Genomic DNA, 18,835 nt, shown 5'->3' on the forward strand with positions numbered 1-18,835 from the left:
GCAAGGTTAAATTTTTAAGGAGTGATAGGAATGAAGAAAACTGTCTTATTTTTATTATTAACTTTAGTTTTAGTTTTATCAGCATGTAGTAACGGATCGAATAGTAGTAATGATTCAGGATCTAAAAGTGAAAGTGACAACGCTAAAGAAACTAAAACTGTAAAAATCAAAAATGATTTTGAAGCAAGCGGTCAAGAACGAGATGGCAGCGATGCCAAAAAAATTAGCAATACTGTAGAAATTCCGAAAAATCCTAAAAATGCAGTCGTATTAGACTACGGTGCATTAGACGTTCTTAAAGAACTAGGTGTATCAGACAAAGTTAAAGCATTACCAAAAGGTGAAAACAACTCTAACTTACCAGACTTCTTAAGTGACTTCAAAGATGACAAATATCTTAATACAGGTAACTTAAAAGAAGTTAACTTTGATAAAGTAGCAGAAGCTAAACCTGAAGTTATCTTTGTTTCAGGAAGAACAGCTAATCAGAAGAATTTAGATGAATTCAAAAAAGCAGCACCAGACGCTAAAGTTGTATATGTGGGTGCAGATGAAGAAAATCTAGTTAAAGACATGAAGAAAAACACTGAAAACTTAGGTAAAATCTACGACAAAGAAGATAAAGCGAAAGAACTTAATAAAGATTTAGATGAAGACATCGCTGACATGAAAGACAAAACTAAGAAATTCGATAAAAAAGTAATGTACTTATTAGTTAACGAAGGTGAATTATCTACATTTGGTCCTAATGGACGTTTCGGCGGTTTAGTATATAAAACTTTAGGTTTCGAACCAGTTGATAAAAACGTCAATGACAGTCAACATGGTCAAAATGTAACTAATGAATATATCACTGAGCAAGATCCAGATGTTATTCTTGCAATGGACCGTGGTGCAGTAGTAGGCGGACAATCAACAGCTAAAGACACATTAGGTAACGATGTACTTAAAAATGTTAAAGCAGTTAAAAATGATAAAGTTTATGAATTAGATCCAAAATTATGGTACTTCTCTTCAGGTTCAACAACTACTACAATGAAACAAATTGACGAATTAGAAGAAGTATTAGACAAATAATATATTAAATAAAGAAGCTGGAATTTAATTCCAAAATAATGGCTTGCGAGTGATTTCAAAGTCGAAATCACTTGCAAGCCTTTTTAAATATTGATATGTTATTTTTTCTTTTTAGAAAAATGATCAAAAATTGCTATGAGTATTACGATAACAAAGCCACCTATGATTGCGGTAGACAATGCCAATCACTCCCTTTAATTTTAATCATACTTCAAAATATAAATGATAATGGAATTTACAGCGATTATTAAAATGAGCGTGACAATTTGGACATCGTTCAGTCATCATGTAGTCGTGGATAGACATTTCATGCTTACACACACCACACATAATAGCCTTTTGGTTGAACTCTTTTTCAGGCCATCTAACAATTTGATGTGATTCATGTTCATCATGGCACTGATAACAAGGGTAGTATTTATTGCAACATTTAAATTTAATGGCAACGACATCTAAAAAAGTATGGTAGTGTACGCAACGTGTTTCGTCATCCACAATGGAACCATAAACTTTTGGCATCTGTTATATCGTCTCCTTATTCACTAACTCGAACCTTATTGTTCAGGATGTTCGCCAATAATACGAACCTCACGATGAAGTTCTACATCAAATTTTTCTTTTACAACTTTTTGTACATGATGAATTAAATCTTCATAATCTGTGGCTGTACCATTATCTACGTTCACCATGAAACCAGCATGTTTCTTAGAAACTTCAACGCCACCTATACGGTAACCTTGTAAATTTGAATCTTGGATTAATTTTCCAGCGAAATGGCCTGGAGGACGTTGGAAGACACTACCACAAGATGGATATTCAAGTGGTTGTTTCGTTTCACGACGTTCAGTCAAATCGTCCATTTTAGCTTGGATTTCATCAAGATGGCCAGGTGTTAAAGTAAAGGCCGCTTCTAAAACGACTAAATGTTGTTGTTGTACAATACTATTTCTATAATCTAGTTCTAATTCATTACTAGTTAATTGGATTAAATCACCTTGTTCATTAACGCATAATGCATAATCAATACAGTCTTTAATCTCCCCACCATAAGCGCCAGCATTCATATAAACTGCGCCTCCGACCGAGCCTGGAATACCGCAAGCGAATTCTAAGCCTGTTAATACATGGTCTCTTGCAGCACGAGATACATCAATGATTGCAGCGCCACTTCCTGCAATAATGGCATCGTCTGATACATTGATATGTTTTAGTGATAATAAACTAATGACGATACCACGAATACCACCTTCACGGATGATAATGTTAGAACCATTACCTAAATACGTTACAGGTATATCTTTATCTTGAGCATAGCGTACAATTGTTTGAACTTGCTCATTCTGAGTAGGGGATAAATAGAAATCTGCATTTCCACCTGTTTCAGTATATGTATATCGTTTTAATGGTTCATTCACTTTAATAATGTCTTCAGGTATTAAGGATTTTAAATCTTGTAAGATGTCTTCTTGTTTTAACATAAGTACATCCTTTCTTCTCTTCTATAATCTATTCTTTATTATAGCAACTTTATAACTGATTTGCGAAAGAAGGTAAGCGCGAATTATTATTAATCCCTCTTGTATCTAAAGTTGTTTGTATAATTTTTCGAAGTATTGCTGTTTTTGATTTTCATAATTTCTTATCGTAGTTACAGGATTAATAATTTGATTCTTTTTTTCTGAAAAATGAAGGGCAATATCTGGATTGGAAGCAAGTGCCTTATCTACTGCTAAATATTGTTCAAATAAAGGTGTGTCCATTTGAACGATATGTAAACGAATTGTTTGTTTTAGCTCAATCAAATTATTAAATTTTGCCATCATGACTTTCTTTTTATAAGGATGATGCAAACGATAAAAGCCAACATAGTTTAGTCGTTTTTCATCTAAAGAAGTAATATCATGAAGGTTATTTACACCTACTAAAATATCTAAAATTGGCTCTGTGGCATAGTTGAAATGCTTTGTACCGCCAATATGTTGTGTAAATTGAACAGGGGAGTCTAGCAAGTCGAATAATAATGTTTTGGTAGTTTGATATAATACATTATAGTCTGTAGTAGACGGTGCTTGTACAAAAGGTTGAACAGTCGTGTACATATAAGTCTCCTTCAAATATTAGGATATTTTACAAATTCTGAAATACTATAGCACAAATTATTTTCAATATAAATAGGTTTAGGTATAATACGTGTTGATAGGAGTGCAAAGATGAAAAAATTAGCAATTCTTTCGATAATAATCATATGTGTGTTAACCTTATCTTCTTGTAGTAACCAATATCATGCTAATTTGAAAGAATTTGAGAAACAGTTAGATGAAGTGGAAGCTAAGAAGAAAGACGTCAAAACGGTAATGGACAAGATTCATTTAAAACAATTAGACCAATTAAGTAAGACAGATACGACGGATAAGAATAAAAAAGAGTTTAAAGTACTACAAAAAGATGTAAATCATCATCTTATGCCAGCATTTGAGGCTTATGAGAAAGAGGCTAAAAAATTACCTGCCGATAATCAGGATGCAAAAGATTTGAAAGCAAAGTATGTAGATAATGTTAAGCAAGAAAGACAATCAATTGATGAGCTTAAATCATTTATAGACTTATGTAATCAATCAATCAAAGCAAATGAAGACATTTTAGATTATACTAAATTATTCGAAAGCAATCGTTCTCAAGTAGAGTCTAAAATTCAAAAAGCAAGCAATCAAGATGACGCTAATCAATTAACTTCGAAGATTGAAAGTAACAATAAGAAATTGAAAGAAACAGCGCAAAAATATTTGGAAAATGAACATGCGAACTCTAAAAAAGCAATTAATCAACGTATTAAACCGTTAATTGAACGACAAATTACAGAGTTAAATCAGACGAATATTACAGATTCTAACGTTAATGCGGCACGTAAAAATGCGATTGAAATGTATTATAATCTGTTGAATTATTATGATACACGTGAAACAACTGTTAATATTGAGAAAAAACTTTCCAAAATTGATGTCGATAAGTTGCCAAAAACGGGTAAAGAATTAAGTGAACACGATAATGACTTTTACAATAATTTTAAAAAATTAAAAAAGTAAAAGCGAATATAACCAAGTTTAAATTAAATTTCTGGTTAACATTGGAGAATGAAGTGTGTATAATTGTACCCATTAAGTAGTTTATAGTAATCATAAATAACTATAGGGGCATAAATAAATTTAGAGGTGAATAGAATGGTTATAAAGCTGAGTTCGATTGACCAGTTTGAACAAGTACTAGAAGATAATAAATATGTATTTGTATTAAAACATAGTGATACTTGTCCAATCTCAGCGGCTGCATTTGATCAATTTAAAAAATTCTTATATGAAAGAGATATGGATGGCTATTATTTAGTCGTTCAAGAAGAAAGAAAACTTTCTGATTATATCGCTGAAAAAACAAATGTGAAACATGAGTCTCCTCAAGCTTTCTACTTTATAGACGGAGAAGCGAAGTGGAATGCAACTCATAATGATATTAATGTGTCTTCGCTAGCTCAAGCCGAAGAGTAAAATACAATTAAATAAGAAAAGAGTAATCTAAGGCTGGGACACGAATGCGTAGTCTCAGCCTTCAATTCTACCTTAGGATATCTTCCTATTATGAAAAATCGACTTAACCCATGTATAATGTGAAAGTGAAGTTGAAGTAATAATGTCTAAAAGCATCTTTATAAAAATAACAGAAAATGGCATGAGGTGATTAACGAATGAAAGTATTAGTAGCCATGGATGAATTTAATGGTATTATTTCCAGTTATCAAGCTAACCGTTTCGTAGAAGAAGCGGTAACAAGTCAAATAGACGATGCAGATGTCGTACAAGTGCCTTTGTTTAATGGACGACATGAATTAATGGATTCAGTATTTTTATGGCAATCAGGCACAAAATATAGAATTAATGTCCATGATGCAGACATGAATGAGATTGAAGCGGTCTATGGGCAAACTGAACAAGGTCTAACAATCATTGAAGGTAATTTATTCTTAAAAGGTCAAAAACCGATTGCTCAACGTTCAAGTTATGGTTTAGGTGAAATGGTTGTAGATGCTTTAAATAACGGGGCAGATAATATTGTCATTTCACTTGGCGGCATCGATAGTTTTGACGGTGGTAGTGGCATGTTACAAGCGTTAGGCGCTCAATTTTATGATGATGAAGGCAATATATTAGATGCGCGTGAAGGTTCTAAAATTATTAAATACATTAGACATATAGATTTATCAAACATTCCGCAAAGTTTTAAAGACGCTAATATTCAAGTTATGTCAGACTTTTCAAGTAAACTGTACGGTAAAAATAGTGAAATTATGAAAACATATGAAGAACACCATATTAGTCGAGATAAAGCCGCAGAATTAGACAATTTAGTATGGTATTTTAGTGAAATTGTAAAAAACGAACTACAAGTTGCTTTAGGGCCTATTGAACGTGGCGGAGCTGGCGGTGGTATTGCTGCGCTATTAAAAGGTCTATATGGAGCAGAAATACTAACTAGTCACGAAATGGTCAATCAAATTACACATTTAGATGATTTAATATCTCAAGCAGATTTGATTATTTTCGGTGAAGGGTTAAAAGAAGAAGATAACTTACTTGAAACGACCACTTTAACTATTGCAGAGTTAACTGCTAAACACAATAAGCCTTCAATCGCTATTTGTGCTACTGCAGACAAATTTGATGTTTTTGATAATTATAACGTTACTGCAATGTTCAATACATTTACTGAAATGCCTGCCACATATCCTGATTTTAAAATGGGTATCCAAATTAGACATTTTACAGTGCAAGCACTTAAATTGTTAAAAACAACATTATAAAGATTAAAATTTAATAATGAGACAGTGAGATATTAACCCATAATTATAGGCTTGAAGGTGATTGATTCGTTTAGAAATCAACCACTTTCAAGCCTGTTTTTATACTATTTAATTTTTATTTTCAAGAATGAGTGTACTAGTTAATCTTGAAATTATATCGGATTTTTGTTGTCACTCTTGTTTACTTTTGATGATGTGTTACTTCTTGAGCAATGCCAATAATAACTTGGACTGCCTTTTCCATCACATCAATTGACGCATATTCAAACGGTCCATGGAAATTACCGCAACCAGTAAAGATATTAGGTGTTGGTAGACCTTTAAATGAAAGTTGTGAACCGTCTGTACCGCCACGAATTGGATCAGTATTTGGCTCAATACCTAAGTCAGCAAACACTTTTTTAGGAATATCGATAATATATGGATGTGGCTCAATCTTTTCAGCCATATTATAATATTGATCTTCGATATCTACTTTTACTGGGAAATCTTCATAATGTGTATTAATATCATCACGAATTTCTAGTAATTTCTTCTTACGTAACTCAAATTCTTGTCTATCATGATCACGAATAATATATTGTAACGTTGCTTTTTCAACATTACCTTCAAATTTCATTAAATGATAGAACCCTTCATAACCTTCAGTACGCTCTGGAACTTCACTAGCAGGTAATAAACTATGAAATTGATGGGCTAAAGAAAGTGCATTAACCATAATGTTTTTAGCTGAACCAGGGTGCACGTTAACACCATGAGTAGAAATCTTAGCTTCTGCAGCGTTAAAACTTTCATATTGTAACTCACCGAATTCACTACCATCCATTGTATAAGCGAAGTCAGCATCAAAGCGTTCTACGTCAAATTTGTGTGGTCCGCGTCCAATTTCTTCATCCGGTGTGAAGGCGATACGAATGCGACCATGTTTGATTTCTGGATGTGCTTTTAAGTATTGCACAGCTTCCATAATCTCTACGACACCAGCTTTATCATCTGCACCTAGTAATGATGTACCGTCAGTAATCATTAACGTATGACCTTTTAATTTTTTTAATTCTGGAAAAGTTTCTTGGCTTAAGACGCGACCAGTATCACCTAATTTAATAGGTTTACCATCATAATTTTCAACAATTTGAGGGTTAACATTTGTCGCGTTAAAATCAGGTGATGTGTCCACATGAGCTAAGAAACCGACAGTTGGCACTTCAACATCGATATTACTTTCTACTGTAGCAAATAAGTAGCCATTGTCATCAAGCTCAGTATCTAATCCTAATTCTGTAAGTTCTTGTTGTAATAAACGCAATAAATCCCATTGTTTCTCAGTAGAAGGTGTAGTTTCTGACTCAGGATTAGATTGTGTATCAATTTTCACATAACGTGATAATCTGTCTATAATTTGTTCTTTCATGGCTAGACATCCCCTTAAACTCTATTATTCATATTATATGATTTTCTATATGTTTTACCTTTGATTTTATCATAATATTGTTTGATACGCGTATAAATGTAGTAGAGGATTTCTGCTACTAAAATACCAAACGCAATTGATCCAGAAATAAGTGTTACTTCTAAAAATGTATTAACTGCTTGAGTATAATCATTCGACACTAAAAAGCGTGTTGCTTCATAAGCAGTACCACCAGGCACTAAAGGAATGATACCTGGCACGATGAAAATAATCACGGGTCGTTTATAACGACGGCTCATCACGTGACTTAGTAATCCAAGTATGAAACTACCTAAAAATGCGGCGCCTACTTTTCCTAAATCCATATCTACAGTAAATTGATAGATTGTCCAAGCTACGGCACCAACAAAGCCACAGGCAGCTAAGAGTCTCTTTGGAGCATTAAATATAATTGAGAAAAGTACTGTAGAAATGAAACTAATTATAAAATGAAATAAATAAAATAACATTTGGCACAGCCTTTCTTAAATAATGAGTAGTACAATGGCTACGCCAGCACCGATAGCGAATGATGTAAGTGCGGCTTCAACACCACGTGACATGCCCGCTAACAGTTCTCCAGCCATTAAATCTCGAATAGCGTTACAAATTAAAATACCTGGTACAAGTGGCATTACACTTGAAATGGTAATAATATTCTGATTAGTAGCAATTCCTAGTTGAGTAAAAGTTGAAGCTATCGTGATGACGACGGCGGATGCAACAAACTCAGAAAAGAATTTAATTTGAATAAAACGTTGTACTAAGCTAAATGTTAGAAACGCGGCGCCTCCAGCGATGATTGCAATCCAGCAATCGGAAGCTACGCCTCCAAACATAAATAGGAAGAATCCACAGGCAATGGCAGCAGCAAAAAAGTTTAATAAAAATGAATACTGCAATGAAGCACGTCGTAAATGAATCAATTCTGATTTCGCTTCATCTATAGTGAGTTCATTTTTAGCAATTTTACGTGAAAGACTATTAGTAAGCGCAATTTTTTCTAAATCTGTAGTACGTTCACGAATTCTAATAAGTCTTGTACTCGTACGATCATTTAGTGAGAAAATAATGGCCGTTGAAGTTACAAAACTATATGTATCATGAAGCCCATAGCTATAGGCAATACGATTCATGGTATCTTCAACACGATATGTTTCTGCGCCAGCTTCTAGTAAAATTCTTCCAGCTATTAAAACAACATCAATCACTTTATTTTCGTCGATAATAGTGATTGAATCTGACATAAACGGCACCCCCGAATAATTGAATAAAGAATTTTTATTTATTAGACAATTTGAAGTGTACAACTTGAACACTCAACTTGCAATAGTACGTTATGCATTCATACAATATCTTAAACAGTTCTTAAAATGAATAAAACTGTCAATATGTTATACCTTAAATTCACTAAGTAAAATTAATCTTTAGTATAACAAATTGACAGTTGAAATTTAATTTATATCTTGATAATTGGGTTGAACATGACTTGATTTCGACCTTCATTCTTAGCCACATGAACCATATCATCCGCATCTTTAAAGACTTTACGTTGAGATTTATGATCATCTTGTGTTAAATACCCAACTCCGATAGATACAGAGAGTTTAATAACTTCTTTATTAGGTAAGTGGAAAGATGATTTTTCGACCCCAGTTCTAATATTTTCAGCCAATTTAACACTTTGATCTAATGAATAATCACGGATAACGACTGAAAATTCTTCGCCTCCATTACGGAAAATCTCGAATTGTTTAGGAACATAATTTTTTAGTAATTGAGACATTTGTTTTAGTACAGCGTCTCCAGATTTGTGTGAGTAAGTATCGTTTACATCTTTAAAACCATCAATATCAATCAAAAGCAAGGCTAGGCTTTCTTTATTTTCTTCAGCAATTTGTGAGATATGATTTAAATGTCTATCAAACTCTTTAACGTTTCCTAATCCAGTGAGGTAATCGTATTGGTCCTCATTTTCATAACGTGTAACAAGAGAGAAGAAATGCCACATATCTACGAATGTAATCGCTGAAGTAATGGTTAAGACGAATGAAATTGGAACTAATACAGCAACTTCAAATAAATCATAAAGTGGACTGAAGATAGATAAAATAAACAGAATAATTACACTGATAAGATTTAAAATAACTAGAGACATAATATCGTTCTGCTTTAAGAAAGGTCCTACCATACTAACAATCACACCAATGACTATGAGCACTACGCCGTATAAAATTGAGTTTCCAAATGTAAACACATCGACTAATGCGACGATAATTGCTGCAATTAAAGTATACCCCATATTCGTGTAACGTCCCAAGAATAATAGTGGAACAAAAGTTAGGTGAATCAGGTACTTATCATAAAAGGGGATAGGATAAGCAGCTAATAATAAAGCTACTAAAGTCATTAAAACTGTAACGTATCCTTTAGAAAAAATCATTATCTTGTTTTCAGAGTATTGTAACCTATGAAATAAGTAAATACCTGCAACCATGACCGCAATATTATAAATAATTGCTTCAATCATATTGGAATCGACTCCTTTAATTTAACCATTAGTTATTGTAAGTGAAAACTTACCATTTGTCATTAAGTTGTATCTTTTAATAAGGAGAATTTTAATAGATAAATGGACTTTCATATTCAAAAGAATAATGAAATGATATGATAGAAAAAATAAACTTGTCTTTACGAAATATTTACAATTACTAGATTTAAGTGCAGTTTTACTCAAAACGATGTAAACTATTCTAGAATAAAAAAGAAATAAGATAAGGAATCACACTCAATGCTAAATGTTTTTTATGAGCACTTGGTACTATAGTCCAATGGTCAAAAGAAAAAACAACTGTTTAAATAATATAAAAGATTAAAAAAGCAAATGTGAAAAAATAAGAGGGATTTAATGAAGGTGAACTGATGTATACTCTACTACTCATTGCTGTAACTTTGGTAATCAGTTTAATAATAACACCTGTTGTAATTAAGGTCTCTATTAAACTAGATTTAGTAGATCGACCTAATTATAGAAAAATACATACAAAGCCCGTTTCAGTGCTAGGAGGCACCGTCATTTTACTTTCGTTTCTTATTGGAATATGGCTTGGTCATCCAATAGAAAGAGAAGTCCGACCTCTAGTTATCGGCGCCATTGTAATGTATTTAGTAGGTTTGATTGATGACATTTACGATTTGAAACCAATTTTAAAGTTATTAGGCCAAATTGTAGCCGCTTCAATCGTTGTTTTTTATGATATAACGATAGATTTTATATCTTTTCCAATGGGACCGACCATCCATTTCGGAATATTTAGTATACCAATTACAATTATTTGGATCGTGGCCATTACAAACGCGATTAATTTGATTGATGGGCTAGACGGCTTAGCTTCTGGTGTGTCAGCTATTGGACTCATCACAATCGCATTTATTGCAATTTTACAGGCCAATGTTTTTATTATCATGATTTGTAGTGTGTTAATCGGCTCACTACTAGGATTTTTATGTTTCAATTTTCATCCTGCAAAAATATTCTTGGGTGATAGCGGGGCATTGATGATTGGTTTTATAATAGGATTTTTATCCTTATTAGGCTTTAAGAACATTACATTTATTTCCTTGTTCTTCCCAATCGTCATCCTTGCCGTGCCATTTATAGATACGTTATTTGCGATGATTAGACGTATGAAAAATAAGCAACACATTATGCAAGCAGATAAATCACATCTACATCATAGATTGTTAGCGCTAGGGTATAGTCACCGACAAACAGTACTATTGATATACTCAATCGCAATTATGTTTAGTTTATCAAGTATAATCTTGTATTTATCTCAACCATTAGGTGTCTTGCTTATGTTTATCCTTATTGTGATAACAATAGAACTTATCGTGGAATTTACTGGATTGATTGATGATAGCTATCGTCCTATTCTTAATTTAATTACTAAGAAAAATGACTCAACCCATCCACGCGAAAATTATAATAAAAAATCATAAAAGAAAGTAAATAACCTTGTGTAGCTTTATCTATTCATTGAGATAGTTAAACATACACAAGGTTATTTATATTAAAACGGATTTAATTTGTAGGAATATCAAACGGTAGTTTTTTAATATCGCTTTCATGTAATTCGTAATTTCCGGCAGTAATGCGATTTAAAAATTCGATAAATTCTTCATAGTCGGTTTGTACCACGTCAATTTGATAACTTACTTTGTCAGTGTAAGTCGTATCTCTTAAAAAATAAGAAGTTGATGCTAATTCGTATTCTAATTTTCCAGTTAAATCATAACCAATCGTCACTGTAGTAGGAATGGCATCGCGTAGTTCTACGCGTCCAATTGCATAAATCACATCCCTAACAGCGCCACTATAAGCACGAATTAGACCGCCGCCACCTAATTTAATACCACCAAAATAACGTGTTACAACTACGCATACATTATGCACATCTAATTTTTTTAGAATTTCAAGCATAGGCACGCCCGCCGTACCACTTGGTTCACCATCGTCGTTAGCTTTTTGAATGTTCATTTGATCGCCAATCGTATAGGCTGAACAATTATGTGTCGCTTCATTATGTTGTTGTTTGATTTGATTAATAAATTGTTTAGCTTCATCTTCTGAAAACACAGGTTTAATATGTGCAATGAAGCGGGATTTACTGATTACATTTTCAATAGTATGTTCTTGTTTAATTGTAACGATAGGATCGCTCAATGAGTAGTCACCTCGAATATCTATAAAAGTTATTTGACCTTTATTATACACGCTTATTTTTGAATGATTAAATATATGATTATGAATTTCTTTTTTAATTAAAATAATTTATAATGGTGATGTGTATAATTGAGGAGGACTACTATGAAAATCGCAGTAATGGCAGATTCCACTGGGTATCTACCAAAAGAGATGATTGAGAAACACCAGATACCTATCGCACCATTAAGTGTAGCGTTTGATGATGGTAAAACGTTTACCGAGAACGATAATATCCCAATGGAACACTTTTACCAAAAAATGGCCTCATCAAAAACATTCCCAACGACAAGTCAACCAGCAATTGGTGAATGGCTTCAAAATTACGAACAACTTAGAGATAAAGGCTATACAGATATTATTGTAATTAACCTATCAAGCGGCATAAGTGGTAGTTATCAATCAGCTACACAAGCAGGCGAAATGGTTGAGGGCGTCAACGTCTATACATTCGATAGTAATTTAGCTGCAATGATTGAAGGTAGTTATGTATTATATGCTTTAGAGCTTGTCGAAAAAGGATTTACTCCTAACGTAATTATCGAGGAATTGTTAGAAATTAGAGAAAATACTGGTGCATATTTATTTGTAGACGATTTGAAGAATCTACAAAAAAGTGGACGTATTACGGGCGCACAAGCCTGGGTAGGTACATTATTGAAAATGAAACCAGTCCTTCGCTTTGAAGAAGATGGTCGAATCTATCCATTTGAAAAAGTGAGAACAAAAAAACGTGCATTTAACGCTTTAGAGCAAAATATTTTTGAGAAAATTAGAGGGTTAGATGAAGTAACCGTCTTCGTAATAAATGGTGATAAGATTGAAGAAGGTAAAGCCTTTTACAACCATTTAAAAGAAACGTATCCTGATGTGAATATTCAATATTCTGAGTTTGGCCCTGTTGTAGCCTCTCATTTAGGTTCTGGAGGCTTAGGCCTAGGTTATTTCCCTAAAAAAATCGTCATTAATTAATGCATTAATTTTATATATGAGTTAAAACTTGTTGGGAGCGAGATTGAAATCTAATGTCATGTCATAGATTTTGCAATCTCGCTCCAACTTTATTAATAATTTGAAAAGGGCGTGGTACAAAATAAAACATTATGGAAAGTTAGTTTTCCCTTCTATGATATTAAGTGACGAACCCATCCTCTCAGTATCCCCAGGTATTTTAACCACTTCTCATGGCTATCGCTGTCTTCAATGTGGTAATGAAAATCCAGCCTATTGGTGCCAGTATGAAAGTTCATTTTTAAAGCAAACGATTATATATTGTCGACGATGTATTCAATTAGGCCGTATAGATAATATTACAGAGTATAAGATAACGAAGAGTGTGAGCAAAACGTCTTCTGGAGAATATAAATTGCCATTTGAGTTATCTGAGCAACAAACGTATGCTTCTGCCAAGGTAGTACAAGCAATAAGAGAACAAAAAGACTTATTATTATATGCAGTTACCGGTGCTGGAAAAACAGAAATGATGTTTGAGGGTATTCGAATAGCCCGTCGATTAGGCTATAATATTGCGATTGTTTCCCCAAGGGTAGACGTAGTCATCGAAACGAGTAAACGGGTAGAGCAAGCATTTACGTGTGAAGACATCGATATCTTATACCAATCTAGTCATCAACGGTATAATGGTCATTTTGTGCTTGCCACTATTCCTTAACTTTATCGTTTCAAAGCTCATTTCGATGTTGTTTTTATAGACGAGGTCGATGCTTTCCCCTTATCAAGGGATCCCCAATTATTTAATGCAATCAATCTTGCTTCGAAACCCCAACATAGTTATATCTTTATGACGGCTACACCAACTCAACGCTTAACTAAACAACTATCTAACAATCAGATTATCCAACTTCCTGCTCGCTTTCATCGCCACACTTTACCTATCCCTAAGTTTTCTTATTTTAAGTTGAAGGCTAATCGCGTTCAACACAAACTTAAATCTATACTTTATCAACAATTAGAAGCTCAACGCTTTACGTTAGTCTTTTTTAATAATATAGAAATAATGGAAATGGCCTTTAAACACTATCATTATTTCTTTCCAGATTTAATATGTGTGTCTAGTGAAGATGCCTTACGTTTCGATAAAGTTGAGGCGCTACGCAAAGGAGAACATCGCATTGTATTCACAACAACTATTTTAGAACGAGGGTTTACTATGGCATGCTTAGATGTCATTGTGCTTAATGCTGATTCTTTTGAAAAGGCCGCCTTAATCCAAATTGCCGGAAGAGTAGGTCGCAAGAAGGAAGCCCCTACAGGCTTGGTATTATTCTTACATGAGGGTGTAAGTCTAGCGATGATTTTAGCAAAAAGAGATATCGTTTATATGAATCGACTAGGTATCAAACGTGGGTGGTTAGATGACTAAATGTCTTCAATGTTTAAAACCTATTCATGAAGCTTTATCTCTATTGAATTTTTACAGACCGAGTCCTCGATTGTGCGACACTTGCCTGTCACTGTGGAAGCAAAGCGAGTTAGTGATGGATGAATATCGATGTTCAAGGTGTTTGAATTATCATACCACCACAGAAGGCACCTGCTTAGACTGTCAGTTTTTAGCACAAACATTTACTTTAATGACACAACTTTACTGTGATTACCAATATAATGGAATAATGAAAGACACCATTCATAATTATAAATTTATGCGAGATTACTATTTGGCAGATCTGCTAGCCACTATGCTTCGGTTACCTGAGACAACTTATGATTTAATCATACCTATTCCATCGCCTTATGAACGAGATAAGGAAAGGACATTTAATCCTGTGTCAACCGTCTTAGATAAAATGGGAGTGAAGTATCATAATGTCTTAGGTGCTTCATTGCGTCCTAAACAATCTAGCCTCGGAAAATTAGCTAGAGCGAAAGCAACTAATCCCTTCTTTATAAAAGAAGATATAGAGCTAGCTGGTAAAGAGATATTGCTAGTGGATGACATATATACAACCGGTTTGACCGTCCATCATGCAGGGGAAAAACTATACGAGAAAAGTATCAGAAAATTCAAAGTGTTTACGTTTTCAAGATAAGCGAAAACATGGTATTATAAAATTAAGAATTAACAATACAAGAGGTTAAAGGAGAGATAGCTATGATCAGATTTGAAATTCATGGAGATAACCTCACTATTTCAGATGCCATCCGCAACTATATTGAGGAAAAAATTGGTAAGCTTGAACGTTACTTTAACGACGTGCCAAACGCAGTAGCGCACGTAAAAGTAAAAACATACCAAAATTCTACAACTAAAATTGAAGTAACAATTCCCTTAAAAAATGTTACTTTAAGAGCGGAAGAACGCCATGACGACTTATATGCGGCAATTGACTTAGTTACTAGCAAATTAGAACGTCAAGTCCGTAAATATAAAACGCGTGTTAACCGTAAACACAAAGGTCAAAGCGAACAAGAAGCCTTTGTTTCTGAGGCAGAAGTGACTCCTATAGAACCAACTGCGCAAACTGAAGATAATCAAGAGACTGATAGTGAAATTGAAATTATCCGTTCTAAACAATTTAATTTAAAACCAATGGATTCAGAAGAAGCAGTCTTACAAATGGATTTATTAGGACATGATTTTTACATCTTTACAGATCGTGACACTGATGGAACAAGCATTGTTTATAAACGTAAAGATGGAAAATACGGATTAATTGAAACAACAGAATAGTCGTTTTATAATATTGATTAATTACTTAGGGCGTCCATATAACATGGGCGCTCTTAGTCGTTCTAACTATTTCGTTATAGTAATTCGTGGACGCTTATATGATGCTATGCTAATGTAATGAGGTAATTAGAAGTTTATGATTAAAACGTATAGATAATGAAAGTGATTTAGGGAGACAAAGTAAGTAATAATAGTTGCGCGCAATTAAAAATAGTGTTTATATGAGTTTTTGAGTATAAATTCTAAAGTATAAATGATATGATAAATTGTTGTAAGCCAAACAGTTTTTAAGCTAAAGGAGCGGACGTAATGGGATTTTTATCGAAAATTGTTGACGGCAATAAAAAAGAAACAAAACGTCTAGGTAAAATAGCCGATGAAGTACTCGCGTTAGAGGAAGATATGGCTATCTTAACTGATGAAGAAATAAAAAATAAAACAAAACAATTTCAACAAGAAGTTCAAGAAATTGAAGATGTAAAAAAACAAAATGATTACTTAGATAAAATTTTACCTCAAGCGTATGCCTTAGTACGTGAAGGGTCAAAACGTGTGTTTAATATGACACCATATAGAGTACAAGTTATGGGCGGTATCGCTATCCATAAAGGTGATATTGCCGAAATGAGAACAGGCGAAGGTAAAACATTAACAGCTACAATGCCTACCTATCTAAATGCATTAGCTGGACGTGGGGTCCACGTTATCACAGTCAATGAATATCTTTCTAGTTCTCAAAGTGAAGAAATGGCAGAATTATACGAGTTTCTAGGTTTAACAGTTGGTCTAAACTTAAACAGTAAATCAACAGATGAAAAACGTGAAGCTTATGCCCAAGATATCACTTATAGTACAAATAATGAATTAGGTTTCGACTATTTAAGAGATAACATGGTGAACTATGCAGAAGAACGTGTTATGAGACCTTTACATTTTGCGATCATCGACGAAGTTGACTCAATCTTAATTGATGAAGCAAGAACGCCGTTGATTATTTCAGGAGAAGCTGAAAAATCAACATCACTATATACTCAAGCAAATGTATTTGCGAAAATGCTTAAAGCAGAAGACGATTATAATTATGATGAAAAAACCAAAGCCGTACATTTAACTGAACAAGGTGCTGACAAAGCTGAACGCATGTTCAAAATTGAAAATTTATATGACGTACAAAACGTTGAAGTCATCAGCCATATTAACACTGCTTTAAAAGCACATGTCACATTGCAACGCGATGTCGATTACATGGTTGTAGACGGCGAAGTATTAATCGTTGACCAATTCACTGGACGTACAATGCCAGGACGTCGTTTCTCTGAAGGTTTACACCAAGCTATTGAAGCTAAAGAAGGCGTAAAAATTCAAAACGAATCTAAAACAATGGCTTCTATTACGTTCCAAAACTATTTCCGTATGTACAATAAATTAGCGGGTATGACTGGTACTGCTAAAACGGAAGAAGAAGAATTCCGTAATATTTATAATATGACAGTAACGCAAATTCCAACGAATAAACCGGTACAACGTGTTGATAAATCAGACTTAATCTACATTAGCCAAAAAGGTAAATTTGATGCAGTTGTTGAAGATGTTGTTGAAAAACATAAACAAGGTCAACCTGTACTATTAGGTACTGTAGCTGTAGAAACAAGTGAATACATCTCTAATTTACTTAAAAAACGTGGTATTCGACACGATGTATTAAATGCTAAAAACCATGAACGTGAAGCTGAGATTGTAGCAAATGCAGGTCAAAAAGGCGCTGTAACTATCGCTACAAACATGGCTGGTCGTGGTACCGATATTAAACTAGGCGATGGCGTAGAAGAAATCGGCGGCCTTGCTGTTATCGGTACAGAACGTCACGAATCACGACGTATCGATGATCAGTTACGTGGTCGTTCTGGTCGTCAAGGTGATAGAGGTGACAGTCGTTTCTACTTATCACTTCAAGACGAATTGATGGTACGTTTCGGTTCAGAAAGACTTCAAAATATGATGAACCGTTTAGGTATGGATGATTCAACACCTATCGAATCTAAAATGGTATCTCGTGCGGTTGAATCAGCACAAAAACGTGTTGAAGGTAACAACTTCGATGCACGTAAACGTATCTTGGAATATGATGAAGTATTACGTAAACAACGTGAAATTATCTATAATGAACGTAATAATATTATTGATTCAGAAGATAGCTCTCAATTGGTTAATGCGATGTTACGTTCTACATTACAACGTGGCGTTAATTATCATATCAATGAAGAAGACGATAATCCGGATTATGCGCCGTTTATCAACTACGTTAATGATGTCTTCTTACAAGAGGGCGATTTAACAGAAGAAGATATTAAAGGTAAAGATTCTGAAGATATCTTTGAGGTAATTTGGGCTAAAATTGAAAAAGTATATGCAAGTCAAAAAGAAAAAATTGGCGATCAAATGCCTGAGTTTGAACGTATGATTCTTTTACGCTCAATCGATACACATTGGACGGACCATATCGATACAATGGATCAGTTACGTCAAGGTATTCATTTACGTTCATATGCGCAACAAAATCCGCTTCGTGATTATCAAAATGAAGGACATGAATTATTTGATATGATGATGCAAAACATCGAAGAAGATACGTCTAAATTCATTCTTAAATCAGTCATTCAAGTAGATGACGATATTGAACGTGAAAAAACAACTGACTTTGGTAAGGCACAACATGTCTCTGCTGAAGACGGTAAAGAAAAAGTGAAAAAACAACCGGTTGTTAAAGGGGACAAAATAGGTCGTAATGACCCATGTCCATGTGGCAGTGGTAAGAAATATAAAAATTGTCATGGTAAAGATGAATAGTAGATAGACAATCAAACTAAGCGGGAGATGTGAAGTATAGTCACACTCCTGCTTTTACTGTATTTCATGGAAAGATCTACTACCTACGATAGGGCTTAACTTAACAAATGATAGTCTTAAGTGGTCGGCCTTTTCCAAACAAAATGACAAGTCATA

At 33.8% G+C, this 18,835-nt stretch carries 17 protein-coding genes and 1 pseudogene; 10 read left to right on the top strand and 8 right to left on the bottom strand.

Features of this window, described 5'->3' with window-relative positions; all coding sequences use genetic code 11:
* The first annotated feature begins 30 nt into the window (after positions 1-30).
* Positions 31-1,077: a ferrated catecholamine ABC transporter substrate-binding lipoprotein SstD gene (locus HS848_RS01070; RefSeq protein ID WP_198610958.1), complete on the top strand. Its 1,047-nt coding sequence runs from the start codon at positions 31-33 to the stop codon at positions 1,075-1,077.
* Positions 1,078-1,281: 204 nt separating this feature from the next.
* Here HS848_RS01070 and HS848_RS01075 read toward each other — a convergent pair whose 3' ends face one another.
* From HS848_RS01075 to HS848_RS01085, 3 genes are all read right to left on the bottom strand, one after another.
* Positions 1,282-1,596 (bottom strand): CHY zinc finger protein, encoded by a 315-nt coding sequence (locus tag HS848_RS01075; RefSeq protein WP_198610959.1) that lies wholly within the window; start codon positions 1,594-1,596, stop codon positions 1,282-1,284.
* Positions 1,597-1,631: 35 nt separating this feature from the next.
* The gene (gene murB, locus HS848_RS01080) at positions 1,632-2,555 is read right to left on the bottom strand and encodes a UDP-N-acetylmuramate dehydrogenase (protein WP_107507473.1); all 924 of its coding nucleotides are present in this window, start codon (positions 2,553-2,555) and stop codon (positions 1,632-1,634) included.
* Positions 2,556-2,660: 105 nt separating this feature from the next.
* Positions 2,661-3,176 (bottom strand): GrpB family protein, encoded by a 516-nt coding sequence (locus HS848_RS01085; protein WP_198610960.1) that lies wholly within the window; start codon positions 3,174-3,176, stop codon positions 2,661-2,663.
* Positions 3,177-3,287: 111 nt separating this feature from the next.
* Here HS848_RS01085 and HS848_RS01090 point away from each other — a divergent pair, with 111 nt between their 5' ends.
* The 3 genes from HS848_RS01090 to HS848_RS01100 all read left to right on the top strand — a co-directional run bounded on the left by HS848_RS01090 (position 3,288) and on the right by HS848_RS01100 (position 5,926).
* A complete protein-coding gene (locus tag HS848_RS01090) occupies positions 3,288-4,160 on the top strand; it encodes an EMYY motif lipoprotein (protein ID WP_198610961.1) in 873 nt (290 codons plus the stop codon).
* 135 nt (positions 4,161-4,295) lie between these two features.
* A complete protein-coding gene (ytxJ, locus tag HS848_RS01095) occupies positions 4,296-4,616 on the top strand; it encodes a bacillithiol system redox-active protein YtxJ (protein WP_198610962.1) in 321 nt (106 codons plus the stop codon).
* Between the two features lie 197 nt (positions 4,617-4,813).
* Positions 4,814-5,926 carry a glycerate kinase gene (locus tag HS848_RS01100; RefSeq protein ID WP_198610963.1) on the top strand — a complete coding sequence of 371 codons (1,113 nt, stop codon included), beginning with the start codon at positions 4,814-4,816 and terminating at the stop codon, positions 5,924-5,926.
* Between the two features lie 181 nt (positions 5,927-6,107).
* Here HS848_RS01100 and pepT read toward each other — a convergent pair whose 3' ends face one another.
* The 4 genes from pepT to gdpS form a co-directional block, all read right to left on the bottom strand.
* The gene (gene pepT, locus HS848_RS01105; protein ID WP_198610964.1) at positions 6,108-7,337 is read right to left on the bottom strand and encodes a peptidase T; all 1,230 of its coding nucleotides are present in this window, start codon (positions 7,335-7,337) and stop codon (positions 6,108-6,110) included.
* A 14-nt stretch (positions 7,338-7,351) separates the two neighbouring features.
* On the bottom strand, positions 7,352-7,846 hold the full coding sequence (locus HS848_RS01110; protein ID WP_107507479.1) for a threonine/serine exporter family protein: 495 nt from the start codon (positions 7,844-7,846) through the stop codon (positions 7,352-7,354).
* 15 nt (positions 7,847-7,861) lie between these two features.
* Entirely contained in the window at positions 7,862-8,623 is a 762-nt protein-coding gene (locus tag HS848_RS01115; protein WP_107507480.1) for a threonine/serine exporter family protein, read from the bottom strand.
* Between the two features lie 212 nt (positions 8,624-8,835).
* The gene (gene gdpS, locus HS848_RS01120; protein ID WP_107507481.1) at positions 8,836-9,906 is read right to left on the bottom strand and encodes a GGDEF domain-containing protein GdpS; all 1,071 of its coding nucleotides are present in this window, start codon (positions 9,904-9,906) and stop codon (positions 8,836-8,838) included.
* Positions 9,907-10,298: 392 nt separating this feature from the next.
* On the opposite strand from gdpS, the gene HS848_RS01125 reads away from it, so the two are divergent.
* Complete coding sequence (locus HS848_RS01125) at positions 10,299-11,378, top strand: glycosyltransferase family 4 protein (protein ID WP_107507482.1); 1,080 nt, start codon at positions 10,299-10,301, stop codon at positions 11,376-11,378.
* A gap of 82 nt (positions 11,379-11,460) precedes the next feature.
* Here HS848_RS01125 and HS848_RS01130 read toward each other — a convergent pair whose 3' ends face one another.
* Entirely contained in the window at positions 11,461-12,102 is a 642-nt protein-coding gene (locus HS848_RS01130; protein ID WP_198610965.1) for a YigZ family protein, read from the bottom strand.
* Between the two features lie 144 nt (positions 12,103-12,246).
* Here HS848_RS01130 and fakB1 point away from each other — a divergent pair, with 144 nt between their 5' ends.
* The 5 genes and pseudogenes from fakB1 (at position 12,247) to secA (ending at position 18,679) form a co-directional block, all read left to right on the top strand.
* Positions 12,247-13,113, top strand: coding sequence for a fatty acid kinase binding subunit FakB1 (fakB1, locus tag HS848_RS01135; RefSeq protein WP_198610966.1), 867 nt, complete (start codon positions 12,247-12,249; stop codon positions 13,111-13,113).
* A 154-nt stretch (positions 13,114-13,267) separates the two neighbouring features.
* A pseudogene (locus tag HS848_RS01140) lies at positions 13,268-14,524 on the top strand (DEAD/DEAH box helicase family protein).
* Complete coding sequence (locus HS848_RS01145) at positions 14,517-15,191, top strand: ComF family protein (protein WP_198610967.1); 675 nt, start codon at positions 14,517-14,519, stop codon at positions 15,189-15,191. The pseudogene HS848_RS01140 and the gene HS848_RS01145 overlap by 8 nt, the downstream one beginning before the upstream one ends.
* Positions 15,192-15,253: 62 nt before the next feature.
* Positions 15,254-15,832, top strand: a complete 579-nt coding sequence (gene hpf / locus HS848_RS01150) for a ribosome hibernation-promoting factor, HPF/YfiA family (protein WP_198610968.1) — start codon at positions 15,254-15,256, stop codon at positions 15,830-15,832.
* 309 nt (positions 15,833-16,141) lie between these two features.
* The gene (secA, locus tag HS848_RS01155) at positions 16,142-18,679 is read left to right on the top strand and encodes a preprotein translocase subunit SecA (protein ID WP_198610969.1); all 2,538 of its coding nucleotides are present in this window, start codon (positions 16,142-16,144) and stop codon (positions 18,677-18,679) included.
* The last annotated feature ends 156 nt before the right edge of the window (positions 18,680-18,835 follow it).

Origin of the sequence: Staphylococcus caledonicus (assembly GCF_016238465.1) — a bacterium.
In the GTDB taxonomy this organism is placed as follows: Bacteria; Bacillota; Bacilli; order Staphylococcales; family Staphylococcaceae; genus Staphylococcus; species Staphylococcus caledonicus.

What these genes read in the sequence shown, in the direction of transcription:
- HS848_RS01070 (WP_198610958.1), top strand. Translation starts at nt 31, where the DNA reads ATGAAGAAAACTGTCTTATTTTTATTATTAACTTTAGTTTTAGTTTTA.
- HS848_RS01075 (WP_198610959.1), bottom strand. Translation starts at nt 1,596, where the DNA reads ATGCCAAAAGTTTATGGTTCCATTGTGGATGACGAAACACGTTGCGTA.
- murB (WP_107507473.1), bottom strand. Translation starts at nt 2,555, where the DNA reads ATGTTAAAACAAGAAGACATCTTACAAGATTTAAAATCCTTAATACCT.
- HS848_RS01085 (WP_198610960.1), bottom strand. Translation starts at nt 3,176, where the DNA reads ATGTACACGACTGTTCAACCTTTTGTACAAGCACCGTCTACTACAGAC.
- HS848_RS01090 (WP_198610961.1), top strand. Translation starts at nt 3,288, where the DNA reads ATGAAAAAATTAGCAATTCTTTCGATAATAATCATATGTGTGTTAACC.
- ytxJ (WP_198610962.1), top strand. Translation starts at nt 4,296, where the DNA reads ATGGTTATAAAGCTGAGTTCGATTGACCAGTTTGAACAAGTACTAGAA.
- HS848_RS01100 (WP_198610963.1), top strand. Translation starts at nt 4,814, where the DNA reads ATGAAAGTATTAGTAGCCATGGATGAATTTAATGGTATTATTTCCAGT.
- pepT (WP_198610964.1), bottom strand. Translation starts at nt 7,337, where the DNA reads ATGAAAGAACAAATTATAGACAGATTATCACGTTATGTGAAAATTGAT.
- HS848_RS01110 (WP_107507479.1), bottom strand. Translation starts at nt 7,846, where the DNA reads ATGTTATTTTATTTATTTCATTTTATAATTAGTTTCATTTCTACAGTA.
- HS848_RS01115 (WP_107507480.1), bottom strand. Translation starts at nt 8,623, where the DNA reads ATGTCAGATTCAATCACTATTATCGACGAAAATAAAGTGATTGATGTT.
- gdpS (WP_107507481.1), bottom strand. Translation starts at nt 9,906, where the DNA reads ATGATTGAAGCAATTATTTATAATATTGCGGTCATGGTTGCAGGTATT.
- HS848_RS01125 (WP_107507482.1), top strand. Translation starts at nt 10,299, where the DNA reads ATGTATACTCTACTACTCATTGCTGTAACTTTGGTAATCAGTTTAATA.
- fakB1 (WP_198610966.1), top strand. Translation starts at nt 12,247, where the DNA reads ATGAAAATCGCAGTAATGGCAGATTCCACTGGGTATCTACCAAAAGAG.
- HS848_RS01145 (WP_198610967.1), top strand. Translation starts at nt 14,517, where the DNA reads ATGACTAAATGTCTTCAATGTTTAAAACCTATTCATGAAGCTTTATCT.
- hpf (WP_198610968.1), top strand. Translation starts at nt 15,254, where the DNA reads ATGATCAGATTTGAAATTCATGGAGATAACCTCACTATTTCAGATGCC.
- secA (WP_198610969.1), top strand. Translation starts at nt 16,142, where the DNA reads ATGGGATTTTTATCGAAAATTGTTGACGGCAATAAAAAAGAAACAAAA.